26 protein-coding genes and 1 tRNA gene are annotated in these 23563 nt (G+C 67.5%); 20 read left to right on the top strand and 7 right to left on the bottom strand.

From position 1 onward, the window contains the following. Window positions 1–67 precede the first annotated feature (67 nt). The 13 genes from PPZ50_RS06390 (at window position 68) to PPZ50_RS06330 (ending at window position 9642) form a co-directional block, all read left to right on the top strand. Entirely contained in the window at window positions 68–241 is a 174-nt protein-coding gene (locus PPZ50_RS06390; RefSeq protein WP_157092729.1) for a hypothetical protein, read from the top strand. Window positions 242–248: 7 nt separating this feature from the next. After that, window positions 249–449, top strand: coding sequence for a helix-turn-helix transcriptional regulator (locus PPZ50_RS06385; protein ID WP_066690346.1), 201 nt, complete (start codon window positions 249–251; stop codon window positions 447–449). Beyond that, window positions 433–879, top strand: coding sequence for a hypothetical protein (locus PPZ50_RS06380; protein ID WP_066690241.1), 447 nt, complete (start codon window positions 433–435; stop codon window positions 877–879). The genes PPZ50_RS06385 and PPZ50_RS06380 overlap by 17 nt, the downstream gene beginning before the upstream one ends. Further along, a complete protein-coding gene (locus PPZ50_RS06375; RefSeq protein WP_066690242.1) occupies window positions 876–1733 on the top strand; it encodes a TraB/GumN family protein in 858 nt (285 codons plus the stop codon). Before PPZ50_RS06380 ends, PPZ50_RS06375 begins: the two co-directional genes overlap by 4 nt. Before the next feature lie 263 nt (window positions 1734–1996). After that, window positions 1997–2674: a 50S ribosomal protein L25/general stress protein Ctc gene (locus tag PPZ50_RS06370; protein WP_066690349.1), complete on the top strand. Its 678-nt coding sequence runs from the start codon at window positions 1997–1999 to the stop codon at window positions 2672–2674. Between the two features lie 395 nt (window positions 2675–3069). Next, window positions 3070–3636 (top strand): aminoacyl-tRNA hydrolase, encoded by a 567-nt coding sequence (pth, locus tag PPZ50_RS06365; RefSeq protein WP_066690243.1) that lies wholly within the window; start codon window positions 3070–3072, stop codon window positions 3634–3636. A 210-nt stretch (window positions 3637–3846) separates the two neighbouring features. Then, window positions 3847–4707 carry an AraC family transcriptional regulator gene (locus PPZ50_RS06360; protein WP_066690249.1) on the top strand — a complete coding sequence of 287 codons (861 nt, stop codon included), beginning with the start codon at window positions 3847–3849 and terminating at the stop codon, window positions 4705–4707. A gap of 437 nt (window positions 4708–5144) precedes the next feature. Continuing rightward, window positions 5145–5627 carry an alpha/beta hydrolase family esterase gene (locus PPZ50_RS06355; RefSeq protein WP_272815749.1) on the top strand — a complete coding sequence of 161 codons (483 nt, stop codon included), beginning with the start codon at window positions 5145–5147 and terminating at the stop codon, window positions 5625–5627. Next, the gene (locus PPZ50_RS06350; protein ID WP_272815748.1) at window positions 5624–6049 is read left to right on the top strand and encodes a hypothetical protein; all 426 of its coding nucleotides are present in this window, start codon (window positions 5624–5626) and stop codon (window positions 6047–6049) included. The genes PPZ50_RS06355 and PPZ50_RS06350 overlap by 4 nt, the downstream gene beginning before the upstream one ends. A 38-nt stretch (window positions 6050–6087) precedes the next feature. Then, window positions 6088–6672: a TIGR02466 family protein gene (locus PPZ50_RS06345; protein WP_066690252.1), complete on the top strand. Its 585-nt coding sequence runs from the start codon at window positions 6088–6090 to the stop codon at window positions 6670–6672. A 65-nt stretch (window positions 6673–6737) separates the two neighbouring features. Then, a complete protein-coding gene (gene ychF, locus PPZ50_RS06340) occupies window positions 6738–7838 on the top strand; it encodes a redox-regulated ATPase YchF (protein ID WP_066690254.1) in 1101 nt (366 codons plus the stop codon). Window positions 7839–7881: 43 nt separating this feature from the next. Continuing rightward, entirely contained in the window at window positions 7882–9144 is a 1263-nt protein-coding gene (locus PPZ50_RS06335) for an alkaline phosphatase family protein (RefSeq protein WP_066690257.1), read from the top strand. A gap of 39 nt (window positions 9145–9183) precedes the next feature. Continuing rightward, window positions 9184–9642, top strand: coding sequence for a MaoC family dehydratase (locus PPZ50_RS06330; RefSeq protein ID WP_066690260.1), 459 nt, complete (start codon window positions 9184–9186; stop codon window positions 9640–9642). 4 nt (window positions 9643–9646) lie between these two features. Here PPZ50_RS06330 and PPZ50_RS06325 read toward each other — a convergent pair whose 3' ends face one another. The 5 genes from PPZ50_RS06325 to petA form a co-directional block, all read right to left on the bottom strand. Further along, a complete protein-coding gene (locus PPZ50_RS06325; protein WP_157092730.1) occupies window positions 9647–10432 on the bottom strand; it encodes a peptidase in 786 nt (261 codons plus the stop codon). Window positions 10433–10805: 373 nt separating this feature from the next. Continuing rightward, window positions 10806–11357 carry an adenine phosphoribosyltransferase gene (locus PPZ50_RS06320; protein WP_272815747.1) on the bottom strand — a complete coding sequence of 184 codons (552 nt, stop codon included), beginning with the start codon at window positions 11355–11357 and terminating at the stop codon, window positions 10806–10808. After that, the gene (locus PPZ50_RS06315) at window positions 11354–12220 is read right to left on the bottom strand and encodes a cytochrome c1 (protein WP_272815746.1); all 867 of its coding nucleotides are present in this window, start codon (window positions 12218–12220) and stop codon (window positions 11354–11356) included. Before PPZ50_RS06315 ends, PPZ50_RS06320 begins: the two co-directional genes overlap by 4 nt. A gap of 10 nt (window positions 12221–12230) precedes the next feature. Further along, complete coding sequence (locus PPZ50_RS06310) at window positions 12231–13541, bottom strand: cytochrome b (protein ID WP_272815745.1); 1311 nt, start codon at window positions 13539–13541, stop codon at window positions 12231–12233. An 11-nt stretch (window positions 13542–13552) separates the two neighbouring features. Next, window positions 13553–14137: a ubiquinol-cytochrome c reductase iron-sulfur subunit gene (gene petA, locus PPZ50_RS06305; RefSeq protein WP_066690274.1), complete on the bottom strand. Its 585-nt coding sequence runs from the start codon at window positions 14135–14137 to the stop codon at window positions 13553–13555. 251 nt (window positions 14138–14388) lie between these two features. On the opposite strand from petA, the gene PPZ50_RS06300 reads away from it, so the two are divergent. Beyond that, a complete protein-coding gene (locus PPZ50_RS06300; protein ID WP_066690360.1) occupies window positions 14389–15078 on the top strand; it encodes a peptidylprolyl isomerase in 690 nt (229 codons plus the stop codon). Between the two features lie 17 nt (window positions 15079–15095). Continuing rightward, on the top strand, window positions 15096–16124 hold the full coding sequence (queA, locus tag PPZ50_RS06295; RefSeq protein ID WP_066690279.1) for a tRNA preQ1(34) S-adenosylmethionine ribosyltransferase-isomerase QueA: 1029 nt from the start codon (window positions 15096–15098) through the stop codon (window positions 16122–16124). Here the strand turns inward: queA and PPZ50_RS06290 are convergent. Then, the gene (locus tag PPZ50_RS06290; RefSeq protein ID WP_066690282.1) at window positions 16116–17414 is read right to left on the bottom strand and encodes a dicarboxylate/amino acid:cation symporter; all 1299 of its coding nucleotides are present in this window, start codon (window positions 17412–17414) and stop codon (window positions 16116–16118) included. The two genes, queA and PPZ50_RS06290, sit on opposite strands and share 9 nt — an antisense overlap. Before the next feature lie 68 nt (window positions 17415–17482). Continuing rightward, entirely contained in the window at window positions 17483–18862 is a 1380-nt protein-coding gene (locus PPZ50_RS06285) for an FAD/NAD(P)-binding protein (RefSeq protein ID WP_066690284.1), read from the bottom strand. A gap of 79 nt (window positions 18863–18941) precedes the next feature. Here PPZ50_RS06285 and PPZ50_RS06280 point away from each other — a divergent pair. The 5 genes from PPZ50_RS06280 to PPZ50_RS06260 all read left to right on the top strand — a co-directional run bounded on the left by PPZ50_RS06280 (window position 18942) and on the right by PPZ50_RS06260 (window position 23554). Continuing rightward, window positions 18942–19015: transfer RNA gene (locus PPZ50_RS06280), tRNA-Gly, on the top strand. Window positions 19016–19084: 69 nt separating this feature from the next. Then, complete coding sequence (locus PPZ50_RS06275) at window positions 19085–19888, top strand: hypothetical protein (RefSeq protein WP_232308049.1); 804 nt, start codon at window positions 19085–19087, stop codon at window positions 19886–19888. A gap of 206 nt (window positions 19889–20094) precedes the next feature. Further along, the gene (thrS, locus tag PPZ50_RS06270) at window positions 20095–22107 is read left to right on the top strand and encodes a threonine--tRNA ligase (protein WP_066693555.1); all 2013 of its coding nucleotides are present in this window, start codon (window positions 20095–20097) and stop codon (window positions 22105–22107) included. Window positions 22108–22170: 63 nt separating this feature from the next. After that, complete coding sequence (gene infC, locus PPZ50_RS06265) at window positions 22171–22704, top strand: translation initiation factor IF-3 (RefSeq protein WP_066693558.1); 534 nt, start codon at window positions 22171–22173, stop codon at window positions 22702–22704. A gap of 403 nt (window positions 22705–23107) precedes the next feature. Then, on the top strand, window positions 23108–23554 hold the full coding sequence (locus PPZ50_RS06260) for a DUF1003 domain-containing protein (protein ID WP_066693721.1): 447 nt from the start codon (window positions 23108–23110) through the stop codon (window positions 23552–23554). Window positions 23555–23563: the final 9 nt, after the last annotated feature.

Genomic DNA, 23563 nt, shown 5'->3' with positions numbered 1-23563 from the left:
TCGGCGGATACATAGTCAGGTAAACACGACACATTGTCGCTGATCGTTGACATGGAAGGTCACTGCGATGCCCCGCCCCGACACCCAAGGCTACACGCTGTTCGTCGTCGCGCTGTGCGCAGCCGTCGCCGCAATGGCCGCCGACCGCAACGAACGGCCCACACCGCCCCCCGCGCCGACCAGCGGCATTTCCTTCGCCGCCCAACTCGGCGATGCGGCGGTATCGCTATCGTGGCGGTGAGCGGTTCGTGAAGAACCGGCTCAAGATTCTGCGCGCCGAACGCGACTGGAGCCAGGCCGAACTGGCCGGGCGGCTCGACGTATCGCGTCAGGCGGTGAATGCGATCGAAACCGGCAAGCACGACCCGTCGCTCCCGCTCGCCTTCCGCATGAGCCGGTTGTTCGGCCTGCCGATCGAACAGATTTTCGAGGATGACGTCGATGGTTGAGGATTGGGGCGCCGCCCGCGAACGACAGCGCCGCCGGCGGCGATGGATCTGGGTCGCGGCAGCCATCGCCGTCGTCGCGCTGGCACCGCTGGTCACGACCTTCGTGCTGGGCATCGTCGAGGGGTATAGCGAGGTCGCCGACCCTGCGCGCGCGATCCGCACCCGCGACCATGCCGGCTATATCGCCATCGGCATCGCGCTGCTCGGCGCGCTCGTCTTCAACCTGCGGATCTGGCGCAATGCCGATGAGGTCGAGCGGCGGCAGATGACGGAGGCGGCGGCCGTCACAGGAATCGCCGCGCTGGTCGCGCTGCCGGTCCTGTCGCTCGCGGCGAAACCGCTGGCGCTGCCCAATCCGGCGATGATCGGCTGGGCCGTCGCCATCGCCGCGCTGGTCGCGACCCGCATCGTCCAGCACCTGCGCGGATGATCGCGCGGATCGTCGCCGCACTGTTCGGCTGGCTGTCGCTCGCCAGCCCGGTCGCGGCCCCGCCGATACTCATGCCGGCGCTCTGGGTCGCGCGCGATGCCGATACGGTGATCTGGCTGTTCGGCACGGTGCATCAATTGCGGCCGGGAACGCCGTGGCTGACCGGCGCGGTGGCGGACGCCTTTGCCGACAGCGACACGCTGGTCCTCGAAATCCCCGAACCCACGCCCGACGACATGAGCGCGGCGGTAGTACAGGTCACGCCGCCCCGCCCCGCCCCGCTGCCCCCGGCCCTCGACCGCAGCCTGCGCGCGCGGGCGGCCGAGCTGGGCTTCCCCCGCAATGCCTTCGACAGGACCGACCCGTGGTTCGCCGCGACGGTCCTCGCCGCGCAACCGCTGGCGCAGGCCGGCTACCGCAGCGAGCCCGCCCCCGAGACGCTGCTGACGAAACTCGCCGATCGAACCGGCAAGCCGGTCACCGCATTCGAAACGCTCGGCCAGCAACTTGGCCTCTTCGCCGCCCTGCCGCAGGCCGCCCAGCGCACGATGCTGGAGCGCACCCTCGCCGAGCGCGATCCGGTGCCGGCGATGGACCGGGTCGTCGCCACCTGGGGCCGTGGCGACGTCGCGACGCTCGACCGGCTGCTGGGCGAGGATATGACGCAAGCCGGTCCGGCGGTGCGCGCCGCGCTGCTCGACCGGCGCAACGCCGCCTGGGCGCGCACCATCGCCAGGTGGATGCGCCAGCCGGGTACGCGCTTCGTCGCGGTCGGCGCGGGGCATCTGACCGGGCCGGGCAGCGTGCAGGATCGGTTGCGGAAGATGGGTTTGGAAGTGATGCGGGTGCAATAGCACCCCACCCCGTTCGGTTCGAGCAGCTTCGAGCCTGTCGAGAAGCGTCCGTCGAGAACGCCCCGCTTGGGGCACCCCCTTCTCGACTACGGTTCTCGACAGGCTCGAACCTCCGCTCGAAGCAAACGGGGGTGGAGGAAACGGGGCACCCAACCTTGCCTTTCCCCCCAAACTCCCCTATGCGCCCGCGCTTGTTCGTGCCGGGGTCATCCCTGGAGGCCCGGCCGCGCAAGACACATCAATACGTACTCAAGGAAGACATGATGAGCGACACGCTGAATCTGTCGGCCGAGACGCGCGATCGGGTAGGCAAGGGAGCCTCCCGCGCCCTGCGTCGCGATGGCCGCGTCCCCGCCGTGATCTATGGCAACAAGCAGGACCCGGAGGGCATTCACCTGAACGCCCGCGAACTCATGAAGGCGCTGATGACCGGCCACTTCATGAACTCGGTCATCATGGTCGATGTCGGCGGCAAGAAGGTTCGCACCCTGGCCAAGGACGTCGCGTTCGACGTCGTCACCGACCAGCCGATCCATGTCGACTTCCTGCGCATCGCCAAGAACGCGACCGTGACCGTCGCCGTGCCGGTGACCTTCACCAACGAAGACGACGCCCCCGGCATCAAGCGGGACGGCGGCGTGCTGAACGTCGTGACCCATGAAATCGAACTGACCGTCGAAGCGTCGAACATCCCGACCGAGATCGTCGTCGACCTGACCGGCCGCGAAGTCGGTGACTCGATCCACCTGTCGGACATCGACCTGCCGAACGGTGCCGAAGCGACCGCATCGGAAGACGCCGTGACCGTCGCGACGATCACCCCGCCGACCACGCTGACCGCCGAGGACGAGGCGCTCGACGCCGAAGTTGCCGAAGCGCAGTCGGCCGAAGCCGCTGCGGAAGGCGAAGACGCCGAGGGCGAGGACAAGGCCGAGGGCTGATCCGCCCCGCCTTTGTGCTGCTGATGGGGAGTGGGATGGCAATGCCGTCCCGCTCCCTTTGCGTTTGGGGTGCGTTTTTTCCGCCCACACGTCATCCCAGCGGCGCCCCCCACCTCCTGCCCACACGTCATCCCGGCGAAGGCCGGGATCCATGGACACGGCCACGTCGCGCTTCGATCGCGAACACCCGACACAATGGATTCCGGCCTCCGCCGGAATGACGATAGTGGCGAAGCAAAGGCCCCCCATCGTCGTTCCCGCGCAGGCGGGAACCCATAAACGCAACGCCTGTAGCTCCATCGCAAACGCCAGCGGCAATGGATTCCCGCCTTCGCGGGAATGACGGTTATGGCTACAGGCGTTCCGCACCCACCCGCCACCAAAGGACGCCCTCAATGCAGCTCTGGACCGGCCTGGGTAATCCCGGCCCGCAATATGCGATGCATCGCCACAATATCGGCTTCATGGCGGTCGACGCGATCGCGGAGGTCCATGGCTTCGCCGCGCCCAAACGCGCGTTCCAGGGCTGGATACAGGAAGGGCGGATCGGATCGGAAAAGATCCTGCTGCTCAAACCCGGCACCTGGATGAACGAAAGCGGCCGTTCGGTCGGCGAAGCGATGCGCTTCTACAAGCTCACGCCGCAGGACGTGACCGTCTTCCACGACGAACTCGACCTCGCCCCGTTCAAGCTCAAGGTAAAGATCGGCGGCGGCCATGCCGGCCATAATGGCCTGCGCTCGACCGACGCGCATATCGGCCCCGACTTCCGCCGCATCCGCCTCGGCATCGGCCATCCGGGGCACAAGGACCGGGTAACGCCCTATGTGCTCGGCAATTTCGCCAAGGCCGAGCTGGACGACCTGACCGACCTGCTCGGCGCCGTCGCGGCGGAGGCGCCGTGGCTGGCGGCGAACGACGACGTGCGCTTCATGAACGAGGTGGCGCGGCGGATGGGGTAGAGCTCCCCTTCCGGCCTCCCCATTCCCCTGTCCCCGCCCAAGCGTCACCCCAGCGCAGGCTGGGTCTCCCCGTGAAGACACACAACGCCAACCAACCGGGATACCCCAGCCTGCGCTGGGGTGACGCTGGAGGTCGGCAATACCGCAAGATCGGTCGAGCGCCGCCACCCTTCCCCCGCGCATACCACCCGTGCCACACAGGACACGGACATGACGCCGACCACCCCCTATCACGACCGGATGCAGCGCGCGCTCGACCATATCGACCGGCATCTGGACGACGAACTCGACCTCGCCAGCATCAGCGCGGTCGCGGCCTTTTCCAAATATCACTTCCATCGCCAGTTCGTTGCGACCTTCGGACTGCCGGTCCATCGCTATGTCCAGCTTGCCCGGTTGCAGCGCGCGTCCCACCGGCTGGCGTTCCACGCCGACCGCGTGACCGATGTCGCGCTGGATGCGGGGTACGACGCGCCCGATGCCTTTGCCCGCGCCTTTCGGCGGCATTTCGGCCAGTCGCCGTCCTCTTTCCGTTCCGTGCCTGACTGGGCACCGTGGCGCGCGGCGCTTCTGCCGCTGGATCATGCGAGGAACCGATCCATGCCGACCTATGACGTCACCATTCGCGACTTTCCCGACACGCCGATCGCCTGTCTGTCGCACGAGGGCGACATGGCGAGCATCGGCGACAGCATCCGCCGCTTCATCGCGTGGCGCCGCGCGAACCGCCTGCCGCCGTCCGACGCCGCGACCTTCAACGTCTTCCACGGCGACCCGCACGACCCCCACGCCGGCCCGGTCCGTATCGACCTGTGCGTCGCCACTGAACGCGCGTTTCCGATGGCAGACGGCATTACCACCGGCCTGATCCCCGGCGGTCGCTGCGCCGTGATCCGCATCGCCGGCCGCGCCGACGACCTCGAAGCCCCCGCGCTCCACCTCTATCGCGACTGGCTCCCCATCAGCGGCGAGGAACTCCGCGACTTCCCCCTTTTCTGCCAGCGGGTCCGCTTCGCCCCGGAAGTCGCCGAGCATGATGCGATCACCGACCTGTTCCTGCCGCTGCGCTAGGCGGTCCAAAAAGGCGGGAACAGCTACTCCCGCTTGCGGATGCCTCTTTGAAAGTCGCGGTCGACGACAGAAGCCTGCCGTACCCCGCGCGGGCGGGGGTCCAGAGCCAAGCAAAACGACGGGTTGCGTGTGTCGCCCTGGACCCCCGCCTGCGCGGGGGTACGTAACAGGGGAATGCTTCAGATGTTCGCGGGCAAGAAAACTGGCTTTCCTACGCCCTCCGCCATCGTCATGCTCGCCCGGTCCAAGCCATGTCCCGCGTACCGCCACGCACCGGATCGAACGCAACGCAAACTATCGTGCGAGTGTGAACTTAGTGAACTTTGCCCCATCCGTACTACCGAACCGACGACCCCGCGAACACGCCACTAGTGTGAACTTAGTGAACTTTGGCCACGCCTTGCGCCGCGCCGCCCCTGCCCGATAGGAAGCATTCCATGGCCAAACCCTTGCAACTGCTCGCCTTCCTGTTCCTGCTGCTGACCGGCACCGCCGCACTGGCCGCGCCGCGCTGCACCGCCGGTCCTGCGAACCAGTCGCAACGGATCACGATCAACGACGGCATGCGCTCGGTGCTGCTCCACCTGCCGCCGGGCTTCGATCCGGCGCGGCCGGCACCGCTCGTCATCCTGCTCCACGGCAGCGGCGGCACCGGCGCGGCGATGCTGCGCGACTCGAACCTAGCCGAGGCAGCGGACAAGCACGGCTTCATCGTCGCCGCGCCCGATGCCGGCATCCCCCATGACCAGGGCTTCGTCTGGAACATTCCTGGCGTTCCCACCGTCGCCGGCACCATCCCCGGCCCCGACGCCCCCGACGACGTGAAGTTCATCGGCGCGCTGATCGACCAGCTGGCCAAGGCGGGCTGCGCCGATCCCGCCCGCGTCTATGCCACCGGCCTGTCGGGGGCGGGCGAATGACCTCGTGGCTCGGCTGCGTCGCCGCCGACCGCTTTGCCGCCATCGCCCCGGTCGTCGGCCTGCGCGCGGGCAATCCGCTGGCCAGCGATCCCACCCACCCCGATCCCGCGACCTGTCGCCCGTCGCGCCCGCTGCCGGTCATCGCCTTCGCCGGCGATGCCGACACCACCAACCCGATCCAGGGCGGCGGCGCCAAATATTGGTCCTACACCATGCACGCCGCCGAGATGCGCTGGGCGACGCTCAACGGCTGCACCGCCGCCCCCACCACCCGCTGGGTCGCGCCGAAAGTCTATGAGGAACGCTATACCGGCTGCCGCGACGGTGCCGATGTCGCCGGCCGCATCACCGTCGGCGGCGGGCATAGCTGGGTCGTCGACAACGACGCGCTCTGGGCGTTCCTGTCGCAGCATCGCCGCTGACCCTTCCCAAAACGCCACCGATCCGCCAAGCCGCCGCCATGACCGTCCGCACCCTCTTCCCGACCCATCTCTACGAAGCCAGCCTCGCCGACGCCGCGCTGGTCGACGATCTCGACGCCTCGGTCCGCGCGCTGGCGGAGGAGGACATGGCCGGGCGCCGCTGGTCGAAGGAGCATGGCTATCGCGGCTATACCTCCTACGCCTCCCTGAACGACCTGCCGCTCCGCGATCCGGTCTTCGCCGACCTGAAGCGCGTGCTCGACCGCCATGTCGCCAAATTCGCCGCCGCCTGCGGCATGGAACTGGCGGGCCGCAAGCTGAAGCTCGACAGCCTGTGGGTGAACCTGCTGAAGCCCGGCGGCGGCCATTCGGGCCACCTCCACCCGCACAGCGTCGTGTCGGGCACCGTCTATGTCGCCGTTCCCGAAGGCGCGGGCGGCATTCGGTTCGAGGACCCCCGCCTTCCCATGCTGATGGCCGCCCCCACCCGCCCCGGCACGTTCGAAACCGTCGCGCCCGAACCCGGCACGCTGCTATTGTGGGAAAGCTGGCTGCGGCACGAGGTCATGCCGCACGCCGGCAAGGGCGAACGGATCAGCGTCAGCTTCAACTATCGGTGGTAGCTTTTGCAAAGCTGGTCGCCACCCGCTAAGGCGCAGGCTTTCCATCGTCTCCGGGATAGCATCACGTGGGTTTTCGCTGCGGTATCGTCGGGCTGCCGAATGTCGGCAAGTCCACCCTGTTCAACGCGCTGACGCAGACTCAGGCGGCACAGGCGGCCAACTATCCCTTCTGCACGATCGAACCGAATGTCGGTAACGTCGCGGTCCCCGATCCCCGGCTCGACCAGCTGGCCGAGATCGCCGGTTCGGCCAAGAAGATCGAGACGCAGCTCGCCTTTGTCGACATCGCCGGCCTGGTGCGCGGCGCGTCGAAGGGCGAAGGGCTCGGCAACCAGTTCCTCGGCAATATCCGCGAGGTGGACGCGATCGTCCACGTCCTGCGCTGCTTCGAGAATGACGACATCCAGCATGTCGACGACCGGGTCGATCCGATCGCCGACGCCGACACGGTCGAGACCGAGCTGATGCTCTCCGACCTCGAAAGCCTCGAAAAGCGCGTGCCCAACCTGACCAAGAAGGGGCAGCAGGGCGACAAGGAAGCGAAGGTCGCCGCCGCCGTGCTCGGCCGTGCGCTCGACCTGCTGCGCGATGGCAAGCCCGCGCGCCTGACCGAGATCAAGGACGAGGAGGAGGAACGCCTCTTCGCCCAGGCGCAGCTGCTGACCGCCAAGCCGGTCCTCTATGTCTGCAACGTCAACGAAGAGGACGCCGCCGAGGGCAACGACCTGTCGGCCAAGGTCTTCGAAAAGGCGAAGGCAGAGGGCGCTCAGGCGGTCGTCGTGTCGGCGGCAATCGAGGCGGAGATCGCCACGATGGAACCGGCCGACCGCGCCGAATTCCTGTCCGACCTGGGGCTCAAGGAAACCGGCCTCGCCCGCGTGATCCGCGCCGGCTATTCGCTGCTCCAGCTGCTGACCTTCTTCACCGTCGGCCCCAAGGAAGCGCGCGCCTGGACCGTGTCGGTCGGTGCCAAGGCCCCGCAGGCGGCGGGCGAGATCCACAGCGATTTCGAACGCGGCTTCATCCGGGCCGAAACCATCGCCTATGCCGATTATGTCGCCTGCAAGGGTGAAAGCGGCGCGCGCGACGCAGGCAAGCTGCGGGCGGAGGGCAAGGAATATGTCGTGCAGGACGGCGACGTGATGCTGTTCCGCTTCAACGTCTGACCGTTCATAGCGCCGTCATCTTAACGCGTTAGCAGTCGTCGCGATGCGTATCCCGACCCTGTTCGCCGCACTCGCCCTGTCGGGCGGGTGCGCCACCCCGCGCGCGCCGGTCGCTGCCGCACCTGCTGCTCCCGTCGCGGAGGCCCGCACGCCGGTCACGATCCTGATCGGCGTCGACGGTGCGCGGCCCGACTATCTGACCCCGACCATCGCGCCCAATTTGTCGGCACTGGCGGCAGGCGGCGTGTCGGCGTCGATGCAGCCGTCCTTCCCGACCAAGACCTTCCCCAATTTCTGGACGATCGCCACCGGCGTCCGCCCCGACAAGAGCGGAATCGTCGGCAACAAGATGGAAGACCCCCGCCGTCCGGGCGAGCAGTTCACCATGGAGTCCACCGACCCCTTCTGGTGGAACGCCGCCAGGCCGATCTGGATCGCGGCGGAACAGGCCGGCATCCGCAGCGCGACGATGTTCTGGCCGGGCAGCGAGGTCGCGTGGGGCGGCAGCGGCAAGCCCGATCATGGCGTCTATGCCGGCGGCGCCTTCGCCTCGGACTGGCAGGCGTTCAATCCGGCGATCAACGCCGGGCAGCGCGTCGATGCGGTGGTCGACTGGCTCCGCCGCCCGGCGGCAACCCGTCCGCGCTTCGTCACCCTCTATTTCGACGATGTCGACGTCGCCGGGCACGACCATGGCCCCGGTGCGCCCGAAACCGATGCGGCGATGCATGCCGTCGACGCGCAGATCGGCCGGCTGCAGCGCGAACTGGCTGCGCTGGGCCAGCCGGCGAACCTGATCGTCGTCGCCGATCACGGCATGGCGGCGATCGATACCAGCCGGGTGATCCCCTTCGACCGGATCGCACCGGCCGGCAGCTATCGCCTGATCGAAACTGGCCCCTATGCCGCGATCGAACCGCTGCCCGGACAGGAAGGCGCGCTGGCGACCGCGCTGTCGCACCCGCACCCGCATATGCAATGCTGGCCCAAGGCGGCGATTCCGGCGCGACTGCGCTACGGCACCAACCCCCGTGTCGCGTCGTTCCTGTGCCTCGCCGACATCGGCTGGACGATCGCCCCGACGACCCCGACGCGTCCCGTAAAGGGCGGCGCGCATGGCTATGACGATGCCGCGCCCGATATGCAGGCCCTGTTCGTGGCCGGCGGCCCGGCCTTTCGCTCCGGCGTCAAGCTGCCCCCCTTCCGCAACACCGCGATCCATCCTTTGCTGCGCCAGGTGCTGGGCATCGCCCCCGACCCGACGCTCGATGGTGATGCGGGAATCGGATCGGCGGCATTGCGGTAGGGGCTTGCCGGCGACTGGTTTCGCGTTGAAACTGGTGCCATGCGCTATTTCGAAGACATCGCCGTCGGCGATACCGCCCGCTTCGGTTCCTACCCCGTCACGCGGGGGGCGGTGATCGACTTCGCCCGCCAATATGATCCGCAGCCCTTTCACCTTTCCGACGAAGCGGCGGCACAGACCCATTTCGGACGACTGGCCGCCAGCGGCTGGCACAGCTGCGCCATGACCATGGCGATGCTGGTCGAACAGTGGAAGGTCGATCCGGTCGCCAGCCTGGGTGCCGCCGGGATCGACGAACTGCGCTGGCGGCGCCCGGTCTATCCCGGCGACACGCTCAGCTGCGAAACCGAGGTGCTGACCACCCGCCCCTCCTCCAGCCGCCCGGAGATGGGCAGCGTCGCCAGCCGGGTGACGGTGCGCAACCAGGACGATCAGGTCGTGATGACGTTCATCTCACAGGCCCTGATCGCGACGCGCGCCGCCCAATCTGCCGGCTGACCGATTATTGCGGACGGGGCGAACGCCGTCCCGGTCCGCGACCTTCGGGCCCGCGAAAGCGTCCGCCGCCGGGCCGGACGCCCTCGGGCCGATCGAAGCCGCGCACCGCACCCGCCGCGGGTCGCTCCGCGCGGCCCGGAAAGGCCGACTGGCTGCTGCCACGCGGTACGTTGCGAAAGCCGGGGCGACCGTCAAAGCCGGGCCGGCGATCCTGCCCGGCATCGGGCCGGTCGCGCCAGCCGCCCGGCCGGTCGGGTAGCGGCGACTGGCTGCTGCCGCGCGGCACGTTCTGGAAGCCCGGACGCCCGTCGAACCCCGGCCGACGGTTGCCGCGCCACCCATCCGGACGTCCGGGAATCGGCGACTGGCTGCTGCCACGCGGGACATGCTGGAAGCCGGGACGATTGTCGAAGCCGGGCCGCTGCCCGTTCCAGCCCGGCCGATCCCAGCCGTCCCAACGCGGACGCCCGTCGCCCCAGCCGCCGCGCCATGCCCCGCGCCGCTGCTGCCAGTAATAGCGCTGGCGATCGTTCCATCGGAACGGCCGGCGATAGCGGTCATAGACGTAGTAGCCGGTGCCCGGATAATAATAGTCGCCGAACCACCCCCAATAGGGATCGCCGAATCCGCCGGCATAGCCGTCATAATATCCGCCATAGCCGCCGCCATAATAGCCGGGCGAGCCATAGCCGACCCCCACCCCGCCATAGCCGAAATCGCCATAGGCACAGGCGGAAACGCCCGCCCCCGCCGCCAAGGTCAGCACGATCGCGCGCAGCCGCTGCAACATCCGATTGCTCCCGCAGGCGACGGGCGTGGCCTCGGCGCCGATGATGATGGAATCCAACGGTCGGCACGGATCGCCGGTTCCTGTCCGATGGGCACCGTGCCTGTCGCGGCCTGAACGGCGGCTGTCCGGGATTTGGGAGGGAATGCGGGGCGTTATGAGGAATGGAAGGCTTTCGGCACTGCGCTGCTGCTGCCGACGGTCCGAGCACGCAGGATCGCCCACTGCCCAGTCCGCTCTGATCTGAGGCGACATAGCTCAAACCGTCACCCCGGACTTGATCCGGGGTCCCGCTTCTTCTTCGAACGCCGGTGAAACAGCGGGACCCCGGATCACGTCCGGGGTGACGAACAAGACCTAACGACCGGCCCCAGCCTCAATGCCCGGGAAACGCCACCAGCGCCGAAACCGTGATACCATCCGCCCGCAACGCATCCGCCCCGCCCAGATCGGGCAGGTCGATCGCGAAACAGGCCTGCTCGACCGTAGCGCTCGCCTTGCGCAGCAACCGCACCGCCGCCCGCGCCGTCCCGCCGGTCGCGATCAGGTCATCGACCAGCAGCACGCGTGCCCCCGGTGTGCAGGCATCGGCGTGGATCGCGATCCGGTCGGTGCCATATTCCAGCGCATAATCCTCGGCGATGGTCGCGCCGGGCAATTTGCCGTCCTTGCGGATCAGTACCACGCCGGCCCCCAGCGCCAGCGCCACGGCGGGAGCGAACACGAACCCGCGCGCCTCGATCCCCGCGACCAGATCGATCGGGCCCTGGACGGCACCGACCATCCCGTCGACCGCCAACCGCAACCCCTCAGGGTCGAGGATCAGCGTCGTAATGTCGCGAAACTGGATGCCGGGCTTCGGAAAGTCGGCGATGGTCCGGATGCGTCGGGCGATCTCATGCCGTCCGACGCCATCCGTCCCGATCAATGCTTCATGTCCCGCCAGATGTTGCGATAGGCACCAAAGGCCAGCGCGGTGAAGATCAGCAGGAAGATCACCACCGCCGCCCCGGCCGCATGGCGCGTTTCGAGGTTCGGCTCGGCGGTCCAGGTCAGGAACGCCGACACGTCCTTCGCCATCTGGTCCACCGTCGCACGGGTGCCGTCCTGATACTGGACCTGATCGGTCCCGGTCAGCGGCGGCGCCATCGCGAGGTTGAGCGTGGCGAAATAACGGTTGAAGTGCAGCCCCGCGGGCGTCTTCGCATCGGGGAACTTCTTGAGCAGTTCCGCCGGCTGCGGGCCATAGCCGGTCAGCAGCGAATAGACATAGTCCGACCCGTCGTGGCGCGCCTTGGTCATCAGCGACAGGTCGGGCGGCACCGCATTGTTGTTGGCGGCACGCGCGGCGACGTCGTTGGCGAAGACTAGCGGGAAGCGGTCGGACGGCAGGTTCTTGCGCGTCGCTGGTTCACCCGTTTCCGGGTTCACGCTCGGCTGTTCGATCTGCCAGTCGGTGGCGATCGTCTTTACCTGGCCCTCGTCATAGCCGAGCTGTTCCAGATCGCGGAACGACACCAGCCGGATCGAGTGGCAGGCCGAACAGACTTCCTTGTAGACCTGGAACCCGCGCTGCAGCTGCTGCTTGTCGAACGTGCCGAACAGGCCCGCCGATTGCAGCCCGGCATCGCGTGGCTTCAGGTGGAACTCGTGTTCGGCCGAGTGGACCGGCTCGTCATGGATCATGCCACTGACGGTCGAGAAGATGCCGAGCAGCAGCGCGAACAGGAAACCTGCGCCGACGACGAGGTTCAGGTTGCGTCCGAGAAAGCGGGAAGCGAAGGAGAGCATCGTTGTTCCCTTACTCGGCCGCGGCCGGGGTGGCGTGACCATGGGCGGCGGTCTGCGCGGGCGACGTGCCGCCCTCGCCCTTCAGCACCGCTTCGGTGATCGAATTGGGCAAGGGACGCGGACGCTCCATCGCCGACACGATCGGCAGCACGACCAGGAAGTGCGCGAAATAATATCCCGCGGCGATCTGGCTGAGCAGCACCGTGGTCGGCGTCGCTTCCGCCCCGCCCAGATAGCCGAGCACCAGCACGTCGACGAGCAGCACGATCAGGAAGATGCGGTAGGTCGGGCGATAATTGGCCGACTTGACCGGCGACTTGTCCAGCCACGGCAGGAAGAACAGCAGCAGGATCGAGCCGAACATCGCCAGCACGCCCCACAGCTTCGCCGGGAAGATGAAGTCGACGGTGAACGCCTTCAGGATCGCGTAGAAGGGCAGGAAATACCATTCGGGCACGATATGCGCCGGCGTGGAGAGCGGGTTGGCCGGAATGTAATTGTCCGGATGCCCCAGCAGGTTCGGCGCGAAGAAGATCAGCGCGGCGAACACCAGCAGGAACACGCCCAGCCCCGCGCCGTCCTTGGCGGTGTAATAGGGGTGGAAGGGCACGGTATCCTGCGGCCCCTTCACCTCAACGCCGGTGGGGTTGTTCGAGCCGGGGATATGCAACGCCCAGATGTGCAGGACGATGACGCCGGCGATCACGAACGGCAGCAGATAGTGGAGCGAGAAGAAGCGGTTGAGCGCGGCATTGTCCGGCGCATAGCCGCCCAGCAGCCACACGCGGATCGTCTCGCCCACCCCCGGTATCGCCGAGAAGAAGCCGGTGATGACCTGCGCCCCCCAGAAGCTCATCTGCCCCCAGGGGAGCACATAGCCCATGAACGCGGTTGCCATCATCAGCAGGAAGATGACGACGCCCAGCAGCCACACCATCTCGCGCGGCGCCTTGTACGACCCGTAATAGATGCCGCGCGCGATGTGCGTGTACACCACGATGAAGAACATCGACGCGCCGTTGGCGTGGGCATAACGGATGAACCAGCCCGACGGCACGTCGCGCATGATGCGTTCGATTGAATCGAACGCGACCGCGCCGTTCGCCGCATAATGCATCGCCAGCACGATGCCGGTGATGATCTGCACCGCCAGCGCCGCGCCGGCGAGCACGCCGAAGTTCCAGAAATAGTTGAGGTTGCGCGGCACCGGATAGCCGGCGCCGACCGCATTATAGACCAGACGGGGAAGCGGCAGCTTCTCGTCCAGCCAGCGCATCAGCGGCTGCTTCGGTTCGTAATGCTTGGCCCAGGGGAAGCTCATCGTCTCTCTCCTCAGCCAACCGTCACGACGGTGTCGGACGTGAAGGTATATTCGGGAACGTGCAGGTTCTGCGGCGCGGGGCCGGAGCGGATGCGCCCGGCGGTGTCATAGGCCGACCCGTGGCACGGGCAGAAATAGCCGCCGAACGGTCCCTTGTTCTCACCTTCGCCGGCGCCCAGCGGCACGCAGCCCAGATGGGTGCAGACGCCCAGCGTGATCAGCCAGTTGTTCTTGCCGGTCTTGGTCCGCTCCTCCAGCGTCTGCGGATCGCGCAGATCGGCGATCGAGACGGCATTGGCCTCGGCGATTTCCTTGGGCGTCAGGTTGCGCACGAACAGCGGCTGCTTGCGGAACGTCGCCTTGATCGCCTGTCCCGGCTCGATCGCCGACAGGTCAATTTCGGTCGTCGACAGCGCCAGCGTATCGGCAGCGGGCGACATCTGGCGGACCAGCGGGATCGCGATCACCCCCGCGCCGACCCCGGCAAATGCCACTGCGCCGATGGCCAAGTAATCGCGCCTCCGCGGATCTTCCGGACCCTCCGGCGGCGGCGTCGTGCCACCTGCGGAAACGTGCTGATCTTCGTCAGTCGCCATTCAACAGCCCTTGTCGTCGGGCGCTTATCGCGCCCTGCCCCTCTCCGGTCGCCTTCGTATTGAGGCGACGCCGGACCGATCGGTTTTCCGTCCAGTCGCACGGGTGATAGCCGGGGGTTCGGGCGTTTGCCAATCCCTTTTGCCGTTTCGGCGCGGAACGGGCCCGTCATGTTCAGATTGGCGCAAGCGACGACATGGTCTATGCGGCGCCATTCATGCCCTTCGGGTCCCTCGCGCGTTTCGGGAAGTTCATGCGTCGTCTTGCCCTTTTGCTCGCTGTCATCGCCTCGTTCTTTGCCCTGCCCGCGCTGGCGCAGGTGATCGACGTGCCCGGGCGCGAGCCGCCGCCATCGACCACCGACACGCGGAACCTGTGGATTCTCGACCTGTCGACCGGCGGAAGGGTGACGATCTGGCTGCGTCCCGACGTCGCGCCGAAGATGGTCGCGCGCATCAAGACGCTGACCCGCGAGAAATTCTACGACGGCCTCGCCTTTCACCGGGTGATCGACGGCTTCATGGCGCAGGGTGGCGATCCGGACGGAGACGGCACCGGCGGGTCGAAGCTGCCGAACGTGGAAAAGGAGTTCAACTACCTCCCTCATGTCCGCGGCGCGGTGGCGGCGGCGCGGGCGAATGACGAGAACAGCGCGAACAGCCAGTTCTACATCATGTTCGCCCCGAAATTCTCGCTGGACAAGAAGTACACCGTGTTCGGCCGGGTGATCGACGGCATGCAATATGTCGATGCGATCGAACGCGGCGAGCCGCCGGCGAACCCGTCGCGCATCGTCCACGCCTATATCGCCAGCGACAATCCGCCGCCGTACCAGGCCGCCGCCCCGGTCGCGCTGCCCGAAACCGTCGCCCCGCTGCCCGCGACCGCGCCGCGCAAGCCGGCCCCGGCAGCGAAGCGCCCGCAACCGGCCCGCGCCCGCTAAAACAAGTTTCCCGACCCATGCACGTCGACCTGTTCGACTTCGACCTGCCGACCGACCGGATCGCGCTACGCCCGGCCGCGCCGCGTGATGCGGCGCGGATGCTGGTGCTGGATGGCGATGCGACGCGGGACTGCGGCGTTCGCGACCTGCCGTCGTGCCTGCGCGCGGGCGACCTCCTCGTCTTCAACGACACGCGGGTGATTCCGGCGCAGCTGGAGGGCAAGCGTGGCGATGCGGCGATCGGCGCGACGCTGCACAAGCGCGAGGGGCCGCGCAGGTGGCGGGCGTTCGTGCGCAACGGACGGCGGCTGCGCGACGGTGACACGATCGATTTCGGCGCAGGCGTGACGGCGACAGCCAGCGACAAGGGCGAGGATGGCAGCTTCGCGCTGGACTTTGCCGGCGACGAACCGGTCGAACTGCTGCTCGAGCGCGCCGGGCGCATGCCGCTGCCTCCCTATATCGCGTCGAAGCGCGGCGGGGCCGACGAACGCGATGCCCAGGATTACCAGACGCTGTTCGCGCGCGAAGCCGGCGCCGTCGCCGCCCCCACCGCAGCGCTGCACTTCACGCCCGAACTGATGGCGGCGATCGAAGCGGCAGGGATCGCCCATTCCACGCTGACGCTGCATGTCGGGGCGGGCACCTTCCTGCCGGTCAAGGCGGACGATACCGACGACCACCAGATGCATGCCGAATGGGGCCGGATCGACGCCCCCACCGCCGACCGGCTGAACGCAGTGCGTGCCGCCGGCGGCCGGGTGATCGCGGTCGGCACCACCAGCCTGCGTCTGATCGAAAGTGCCACCGACGCTGAGGGGCAGGTACAGCCGTTCGAAGGCGATACGGCGATCTTCATCACCCCCGGCTACCGCTTTCGTGGGATCGACGGGCTGATGACCAATTTTCACCTGCCCAAATCGACGCTGTTCATGCTGGTATCGGCGCTGATGGGGCGGGAGCGGATGCTCGCCGCCTATGTCCATGCCATCGCCGGGGAATATCGTTTCTATTCCTATGGCGACGCGTCGCTGCTGCTACCCTAACGCCACTTCCGCCGGGGCGTCGGCGGGCGCGGCGAGCAGCCCTTCCCGCTTGGCGACGATGGTCGGCACCAGCATCTGACCGGCGACGTTGACGGCGGTGCGGCCCATGTCGAGGATCGGGTCGATCGCCAGCAACAGCCCCGCCCCCTCCAACGGCAGGCCGAGTGTCGTCAGCGTCAGGGTCAGCATGACGGTCGCGCCGGTCAGCCCGGCCGTCGCCGCAGACCCCAGCACCGACACCATCACGATCAGCGCATAATCGCCGGCATGCAGGGCCAAGCCGAAGAACTGCGCGACGAAGATCGCCGACACCGCCGGATAGATCGCGGCACACCCGTCCATCTTGGTCGTCGACCCCAACGGCACAGCAAAGGCGGCATAGGCAGCGGGTACGCCCAGCGCCTGTTCGGTCCGCTCCTGCGTCACCGGCAACGTGCCGACCGAGGAACGGGTGACGAAGCCCAGCTGGATCGCGGGCCATGCCCGGCGGAAGAACCAGATCGGCGAGATGCGATGCAGCGCCAGCAGCGTCGGATAGACGACGAACAGCACGATGCCGAGGCCGATATAGACGGTCGCGGCAAAGGCACCGAGCGACGACAGCGTGCCCCAGCCATAGCGGACGATCGCATCGCCGATCAGCGCGGCCGACCCGATCGGCGTCAACGCGATCACCCAGCGCAGCAGCCGCCGCAGGATCATCAGCGCCGAGGTGTTGAAGGCAAGGAACGGCTCCCCCGCCGCGCCGACCCGCACCGCCGCGGCCCCGACCGCGATGGCGACGACGATGATCTGCAGCACATTGAAGCCGAGCATGGTGGTCGCACCGCCGTCCGCCATCTTGGTCGACGCGGTCAGGCCGAGCAGATTGGCGGGCACCAGCCCTTTCAGAAAATCGAGCCATGTGCCCACCGTGCCGGGCTGCACAGCGCTGGCCAGCGCGACATCGCTGTGCCGGCCGGGCTGGAGCGCCAGCGCCAGGACGATGCCGATCGACACCGCGATCAGCGCGGTCAGCGCGAACCAGAGCAAAGTCTGCCCGACCAGCCGCGCCGCATTGGGCAGATCGCGCAGCGCCGCGATCGACCCGACGATGGCGGTGAAGACCAGCGCCGGCACCAGCACTTTCAGCAGCTGGACGAAAATCTGCCCGACCGTGTGCAGCAGCGTGCCGATCGCACCATCGGCACCCCCCATCTCGGCGGCAAGCAGTCCCAGTACGACACCCGCGACCATGCCGATCGCGACCTGAATGCCGAAGGACGGCAGGATTTTGCGGGCTTGTTGCATGGACGATCACTTCGGGTGGCCGGCCTGCCCCCACAACGAAGCATTTCTAGGATCGCCCCAATGCGGCGTTACAGCCCCTCGCCGCCGACCCAGTGCGCGTTCGACAGATAGCGCGCGACGTCCCACACCTGCCGCCGCAGATCGGGCACGGCGACGATTTCCCAGAACGCGCCGCGCGTCATTGGCCCGATCGCGAACAGCCGGTCGTCGCTGTCGCCATTGTCGTGCAACACGCGGCCGGTGACCTCGACATCGATGCCGAGATGTTCGCTGTCGGGGCGGATGCGCCCGTCCGCGACCAGCGCCGACAGCAGCGGGTCGTCGGTGCGGGCGACATCGCCCTGCGGCCCGATGCACGAAATGACGCGGGTCGCGACGATGCGCTGCCGGGTGTCCTCGCCGCGTGGCCGCCATTCGACCGCGATGCCGCACTCGGCTTCATGCGCATCGCAACTCTTGCCGGCGAGCAGCGTCAGCCGCCCGCTCGCCACCATCGCGTCGATCCGGTCGGCGACCGCCGGGGCCAGCCGGTGGCGATGGATGTCCCACCATGGCCGCAAATGGCGCAGGAAGCGCCGCCGCTCGACCGGATCGGCCGCCGCCCATATCCCCTGGGTAAAGGGGCGCAGCTCGTCGATCGCGCTGTGCCAGCCGATCGCCGCGCCACGGTCGCGAACCGACCGGACCAGCGCCGATAGCGGCGGGCGGGGGCGCTCGGTCAACGGCTGCTCAGGCAGGGCCGCCGGCGCATGGCGATGCGGCAGCAGTCCGCGCCGCGACAGCGCGACGATCCGTCCGCCAAAGCCCTGCGCCTCCAGCGACAGCGCGACATCCACCATGGTCAGCCCCGTACCGATCAGCAGGACCGTGTCGTCGTCGGTGAGGCCGGCGGTCGCCCCCGCTGCCCAGGGATTGCCCACATAGGCCGGCAGATGGGCGATGCCGCGCAGCCCCGGCGGCACCTGCGGCGCGAGATTGCCGACCGCCAGCACCGCCGCGTCCGGGGTGACGACGCGACCGTCCCCGAGCACCACCGTCGCGCCGTCGATGCCGACCGCCTCGCCATCCACCACGGTCAGCCGGCCCGGCGCGGCTGCCTGCGCCGCCGCCAGCGTCTCGCGCAGATAGCTGCCGTACAGGGCGCGCGGCACGAAATCCGCGCCGCTGGCCCCCGTATCGCGCTCGGCGAGCCAGCGGACGAAGTGGTCCGGCCGGTCGGGAAAGGCGCTCATGTTCGCGGCGCGCACGTTCAGCAGATGGTCGCTCTGCCTTGTGCCATAGGCGACCCCGAGCCCCGCCGCATCGCCGCGCTCGATCAGCGTCGCCGCCGGCCCGTCGTGCCGCAGCAGGTTGATCGCCAGCAGCGTGCCGGAAAATCCGGCGCCGATGATCGCGACATGGCGGATCGTGCCGGGCACGGCGTCCTGGGTGGTTCGCGCGGTCGTCATGCGCTTCCGATACCACAGCCGACGCCCATGGGAACGCTTGCGCCCGTGCGATCCATTGGCTAAGGGCAGCGCTGCCCGAGCGGGTGTAGCTCAATGGTAGAGCAGAAGCTTCCCAAGCTTACGACGAGGGTTCGATTCCCTTCACCCGCTCCACCTTCCTGACATCGCAAACCTCGCGTCTTTCCCATCGCGCTCGGCTGCCTTGTGCGCTAGGGGCGGCGCGTGGCGTCGACAATGTATCAGGAACGGTTCTCCGCGCGTCGCCCGGTTCCGCTGCAGCGCCGCATCGCCACGCTGGCGCTGGTGGTGGCGATCCATGTCGCTATCCTGTGGCTGTTGCTGCGCATCGCACCGACGATGATGTCTCCGCCGCCCGGCGAGAAATCGCCGCTGATCGTCGACATGCTGCCCGCCGATCAGGTCGCCCCGGCTGCCGCGCCCGCCAGGCAGGTACAGCGCAAGGCGGCTGCCGGTAGCGCCAGCACCGCCCCGCCGGTCACCGCCGTCGCGCCGCCGCCCGACGTAACGCCCCCACCCCCCGTGCCAGCCACGCCGTCGAACGATGTCTGGTCGAAGGTCATTCCAATGACCGGCCGCGAGTTCGCCCGTGCCGCGATCACGCCCGGCACCCGCAGCATCGGCGAAGGCGCCGGACGCAGCGATGCGGCGGGTGACAGCGGCGACGGCGATGCGGATACCGATGCCGGCGGCGGCAGCGGCGGTGGCGAGCGGCTCTACGCCGCCGACTGGTATCGCCGCCCGACCCATGCCGAGCTGTCGACCTATCTCCCCCGCAACGCACGACCCGGCTGGGGCGAGGTCGCCTGCCGCACCATCCCCAACAACCAGGTGACCGACTGCCGGGAGATCGGCCAGTCGGCGCGCGGATCGGGGTTGGCCGGCGCGGTGCGGCAGGCGGCGTGGCAGTTCCGCATCCTGCCCCCGCGCGTCGGCGGCAAGCCGCTGATCGGCAGCTGGGTGCGGATCCGGATCACCTATACCGACTCAGGCGCGGCGGTGGAGTAGCACCGCCCACCCTGGTCGTCATTCCGGCGAAGGCCGGAATCCATTGTGTCGGGTGTTCACGACTCTACGCGGCCGGCCCGCATCCATGGATTCCTGCCTTCGCCGGAAGGACGACGTCGGCAACGGACAAGCGCGTGTCCTTGCCCTCCCCGCGCCCAGCGGCTAACCGACAGGCGTTTATCCTCCGACATTCCAGGTGTTCCTTCATGTCCGCAATGTTCCGCATCACCCTTCCCGACGGTGCCGTCCGTGAGGTGATGCCGGGCACTACTCCCGCAGACATCGCCGCCGCGATCTCGCCGGGCTTGCGCAAGGCGGCGATCGCCGCGCGGGTCGACGGGCAGGTGCGCGACCTGAACCGGCCGTTCGACGGCGACGCCTCGCTGGCGCTCGTGACGGCGAAGGACGAAGCGGACGCGCTGGAACTCCACCGCCATGACTTCGCCCACGTCCTCGCCGAAGCGGTGCAGACGCTGTATCCGGGCACGCAGATCACCTTCGGTCCGGCGACAGACGACGGCTTCTATTACGACTTCGCCCCTGCCCCCGGCCGCGGCATGTTCACCGACGAGGACCTGCCGCTGATCGAGGCGGAGATGCGCAAGATCATCGCGAAGGGCGAAAAGTTCGAACGCGAGGTCGTCACGCGCCAGCAGCTGATCGACCGCTGGACCGCACAGGGCGAGACGTTCAAGGCCGAATGGGCCGCCGAACTGCCCGAGGGCGAGGAACTGACCATCTATCGCCAGGGCGAATGGCTCGACATGTGTCGCGGTCCGCACCTCGAATCGACGGCCAAGCTCGATCCGGCGGCGTTCAAGTTGACCCGCGTGTCGGGCGCCTATTGGCGCGGCGACCAGAAGAATGCGATGCTCAGCCGCATCTACGGCACCGGCTGGCTGTCGAAGAAGCAGCTCGACGCGCATCTCACCCGGCTGGAGGAAGCGGCCAAGCGCGACCATCGCAAGCTGGGCGCGGAGATGGACCTGTTCCACCTCCAGTCCGAAGCGCAGGGGTCGGTGTTCTGGCACCCCAACGGCTATATGATGTGGCGGCAGCTGGAGGCGTATATGCGCCGCCGGCTGGACGCCCACGACTATCAGGAAGTGAAGACGCCGCAGTTGATGGATGCGCGGCAATGGGAACAGTCGGGCCATTGGGGCAAATATCGCGAGAATATGTTCGTGGTGCCCGACGAAATCCCGAATACCGAGGACGAGGGCGCGATCGTCAGCGCCGATGCCGACATGATGGCGTTGAAGCCGATGAACTGCCCGGCGCACGTCCTGATCTTTCGCCAGGGGATCAAGTCGTATCGCGACCTGCCAATCCGCATGGCCGAATTCGGCTGCTGCCACCGCAACGAACCGCATGGCGCGCTGCACGGCATCATGCGCGTCCGCCAGTTCACGCAGGACGACGCGCACATCTTCTGTCGTGAGGACCAGCTGATCGAGGAAGTCCGCGACTTCTGCGAACTGCTCGACTCGGTCTATCAGGATCTGGGCTTCACCGATTATGCGGTGAAGCTGGCGCTGCGCCCCGAGAAGCGCTTCGGGTCGGACGCGATGTGGGACAAGGCCGAGGCGGAGCTGCGCGAGGCGGTGCTGTCGTCGAACCTGTCGCAGGACATCAAGGACAAGTTCGAGGAACTGCCGGGTGAAGGCGCCTTCTATGCGCCGAAGCTGGAATTCCACCTGACCGACGCGATCGGGCGGACGTGGCAGGTCGGCACGATCCAGTCGGACCGCGTGCTGCCCGAACGACTCGATGCGACCTATGTGGGTGAGGACGGCAACCGCCACCGCCCGGTGATGCTCCACCGCGCGATCCTCGGCACGTTCGAACGCTTCCTCGGCATCCTGATCGAACATCATGCCGGGCGAATGCCGATGTGGCTGTCGCCGGTGCAGGCGGTGGTCGCGACGATCGTTTCGGACGCCGACGATTACGCGAACGAGGTCGCCGCAGCGCTCAAGGCCGCCGGAATCCGCGTCGAAACCGATCTGCGCAACGAAAAGATCAACTACAAGGTGCGCGAACATTCGCTCGCCAAGGTTCCGGCGCTGGTCGTCGTCGGCAAGCGCGAGGCGGAGGAGCGCACCGTGGCGCTGCGTCGCCTCGGCAGCCAGGGGCAGCAGGTCATCGGCCTCGACAAGCTGGTCGCGATGCTGAAGGCAGAGGCACTTGCCCCCGATCTTGCGCGGAACCTTTCGTAACCGCGCAAGATTGATTATATAGGACTTTCGACAACTACAGGAGCAGCACCTATCCGTCCGCCCATGATGCGTCGCCCGAATGCGCCGCCGCCGATGAACGGCCCCCGATTCAATGAGTTCATCCAGAGCCCGAAGGTCCGCGTGATCGATCACGAGGGCGAGAATCTGGGTGTCATGTACACGCGCGAAGCGATCGCGCAGGCGGCCGAGGTCGGGCTCGATCTGGTCGAAGTGTCGCCGAACGCCGACCCGCCCGTCGCGAAGTTCCTCGACGTGGGCAAGTTCAAGTACGAGGCGCAGAAGAAGGCGAACCTCGCCCGCAAGACCCAGAAGACGCAGGAGATCAAGGAGATCAAGATGCGTCCGAACATCGACGATCATGACTATGATACGAAGATGAAGAAGGTCGAGCAGTTCATCACCGAGGGCGACAAGGTGAAGGTCACGATGCGCTTCCGCGGTCGTGAGCTGAGCCACGGCCAGCTCGGCATGGCGGTGTTGCAGCGTGTCGCCGAAGCGACGCAGGAAATCGCCAAGGTCGAAGCCTATCCGCGCATGGAAGGCCGCCAGATGCTGATGGTGCTGGCACCGAAGTAACGGCGGGGCACGTTTCTCCACTCGTCATTCTCGCGAAGGCGGGAATCCATACACGCCAACGGTTCGGCAGGAGCCGCGATGATAGCGTTCATGGACTCCCGCCTCCGCGGGAGTGACGAACAGGGCAAGTTTGCCGACACCAAAAGCCGTCATGTTCCCTCCGCGAACATGACGGCTTTTTCATGTTTCTCCGCCTTGACCGACTCGCCCGACAGGCGCATCCGCGCGCTCGGACGATCCGACCGTCCCTTTCCGCCAACGTCCCGAGACAGGGTCCATGTCCAACAACGATTCCAGTCGATCGACCGAGCCGCACCGGCCGTCACCGCGTATCGCCTGATCGTTGGGGCGCCTCGCGGGGGATCGGCCGGCGCGGCCGGTCGCATCGCGCGAGGTGCATAGCATGAACACCACCATCCGGTTCCTGACCGAACCCTTCCGCCGCACCGGTTCGGTGCGCGATCCCAACACCGCGTTCGACGATACGATGACGCTGGGCGAACGCCTGGCCGACCGCGTCGCGGCGATCGGTGGGTCGTGGGGCTTCATCACCGCCTTCTGCCTGTTCCTAGTCGGATGGTCGGTGCTCAACACCATCATCCTCGGCACGGGGGCGTTCGACCCGTTCCCGTTCATCTTCCTCAACCTGATGCTGTCGATGCTGGCAGCGTTGCAGGCGCCGATCATCATGATGAGCCAGAACCGGCAGGCGGCGAAGGACCGGCTGGAGGCGCGGATGGATTATGAAACCAACCTGCGCGCCGAAGCACAGATCAACCGGTTGCTGGAGGAAGTGGCGGCGATCCGCGCCGAGTTGTCCTGCGGCGCTCGGGTCCGTCAGAGAGCGTGATTGGGATGC

It is taken from the genome of Sphingomonas hankookensis (genome assembly GCF_028551275.1).
In the GTDB taxonomy this organism is placed as follows: domain Bacteria; phylum Pseudomonadota; class Alphaproteobacteria; order Sphingomonadales; family Sphingomonadaceae; genus Sphingomonas; species Sphingomonas hankookensis_A.
Note: the sequence above shows the minus strand (reverse complement) of the source record. Positions and strands in the feature narration are given on the sequence as shown.

What these genes read in the sequence shown, in the direction of transcription:
- PPZ50_RS06390 (WP_157092729.1), top strand. Translation starts at nt 68, where the DNA reads ATGCCCCGCCCCGACACCCAAGGCTACACGCTGTTCGTCGTCGCGCTG.
- PPZ50_RS06380 (WP_066690241.1), top strand. Translation starts at nt 433, where the DNA reads ATGACGTCGATGGTTGAGGATTGGGGCGCCGCCCGCGAACGACAGCGC.
- PPZ50_RS06375 (WP_066690242.1), top strand. Translation starts at nt 876, where the DNA reads ATGATCGCGCGGATCGTCGCCGCACTGTTCGGCTGGCTGTCGCTCGCC.
- PPZ50_RS06370 (WP_066690349.1), top strand. Translation starts at nt 1,997, where the DNA reads ATGAGCGACACGCTGAATCTGTCGGCCGAGACGCGCGATCGGGTAGGC.
- pth (WP_066690243.1), top strand. Translation starts at nt 3,070, where the DNA reads ATGCAGCTCTGGACCGGCCTGGGTAATCCCGGCCCGCAATATGCGATG.
- PPZ50_RS06360 (WP_066690249.1), top strand. Translation starts at nt 3,847, where the DNA reads ATGACGCCGACCACCCCCTATCACGACCGGATGCAGCGCGCGCTCGAC.
- PPZ50_RS06355 (WP_272815749.1), top strand. Translation starts at nt 5,145, where the DNA reads ATGGCCAAACCCTTGCAACTGCTCGCCTTCCTGTTCCTGCTGCTGACC.
- PPZ50_RS06350 (WP_272815748.1), top strand. Translation starts at nt 5,624, where the DNA reads ATGACCTCGTGGCTCGGCTGCGTCGCCGCCGACCGCTTTGCCGCCATC.
- PPZ50_RS06345 (WP_066690252.1), top strand. Translation starts at nt 6,088, where the DNA reads ATGACCGTCCGCACCCTCTTCCCGACCCATCTCTACGAAGCCAGCCTC.
- PPZ50_RS06335 (WP_066690257.1), top strand. Translation starts at nt 7,882, where the DNA reads ATGCGTATCCCGACCCTGTTCGCCGCACTCGCCCTGTCGGGCGGGTGC.
- PPZ50_RS06330 (WP_066690260.1), top strand. Translation starts at nt 9,184, where the DNA reads ATGCGCTATTTCGAAGACATCGCCGTCGGCGATACCGCCCGCTTCGGT.
- PPZ50_RS06325 (WP_157092730.1), bottom strand. Translation starts at nt 10,432, where the DNA reads ATGTTGCAGCGGCTGCGCGCGATCGTGCTGACCTTGGCGGCGGGGGCG.
- PPZ50_RS06315 (WP_272815746.1), bottom strand. Translation starts at nt 12,220, where the DNA reads ATGCTCTCCTTCGCTTCCCGCTTTCTCGGACGCAACCTGAACCTCGTC.
- PPZ50_RS06310 (WP_272815745.1), bottom strand. Translation starts at nt 13,541, where the DNA reads ATGAGCTTCCCCTGGGCCAAGCATTACGAACCGAAGCAGCCGCTGATG.
- petA (WP_066690274.1), bottom strand. Translation starts at nt 14,137, where the DNA reads ATGGCGACTGACGAAGATCAGCACGTTTCCGCAGGTGGCACGACGCCG.
- PPZ50_RS06300 (WP_066690360.1), top strand. Translation starts at nt 14,389, where the DNA reads ATGCGTCGTCTTGCCCTTTTGCTCGCTGTCATCGCCTCGTTCTTTGCC.
- queA (WP_066690279.1), top strand. Translation starts at nt 15,096, where the DNA reads ATGCACGTCGACCTGTTCGACTTCGACCTGCCGACCGACCGGATCGCG.
- PPZ50_RS06290 (WP_066690282.1), bottom strand. Translation starts at nt 17,414, where the DNA reads ATGCAACAAGCCCGCAAAATCCTGCCGTCCTTCGGCATTCAGGTCGCG.
- PPZ50_RS06285 (WP_066690284.1), bottom strand. Translation starts at nt 18,862, where the DNA reads ATGACGACCGCGCGAACCACCCAGGACGCCGTGCCCGGCACGATCCGC.
- thrS (WP_066693555.1), top strand. Translation starts at nt 20,095, where the DNA reads ATGTCCGCAATGTTCCGCATCACCCTTCCCGACGGTGCCGTCCGTGAG.
- infC (WP_066693558.1), top strand. Translation starts at nt 22,171, where the DNA reads ATGATGCGTCGCCCGAATGCGCCGCCGCCGATGAACGGCCCCCGATTC.
- PPZ50_RS06260 (WP_066693721.1), top strand. Translation starts at nt 23,108, where the DNA reads ATGAACACCACCATCCGGTTCCTGACCGAACCCTTCCGCCGCACCGGT.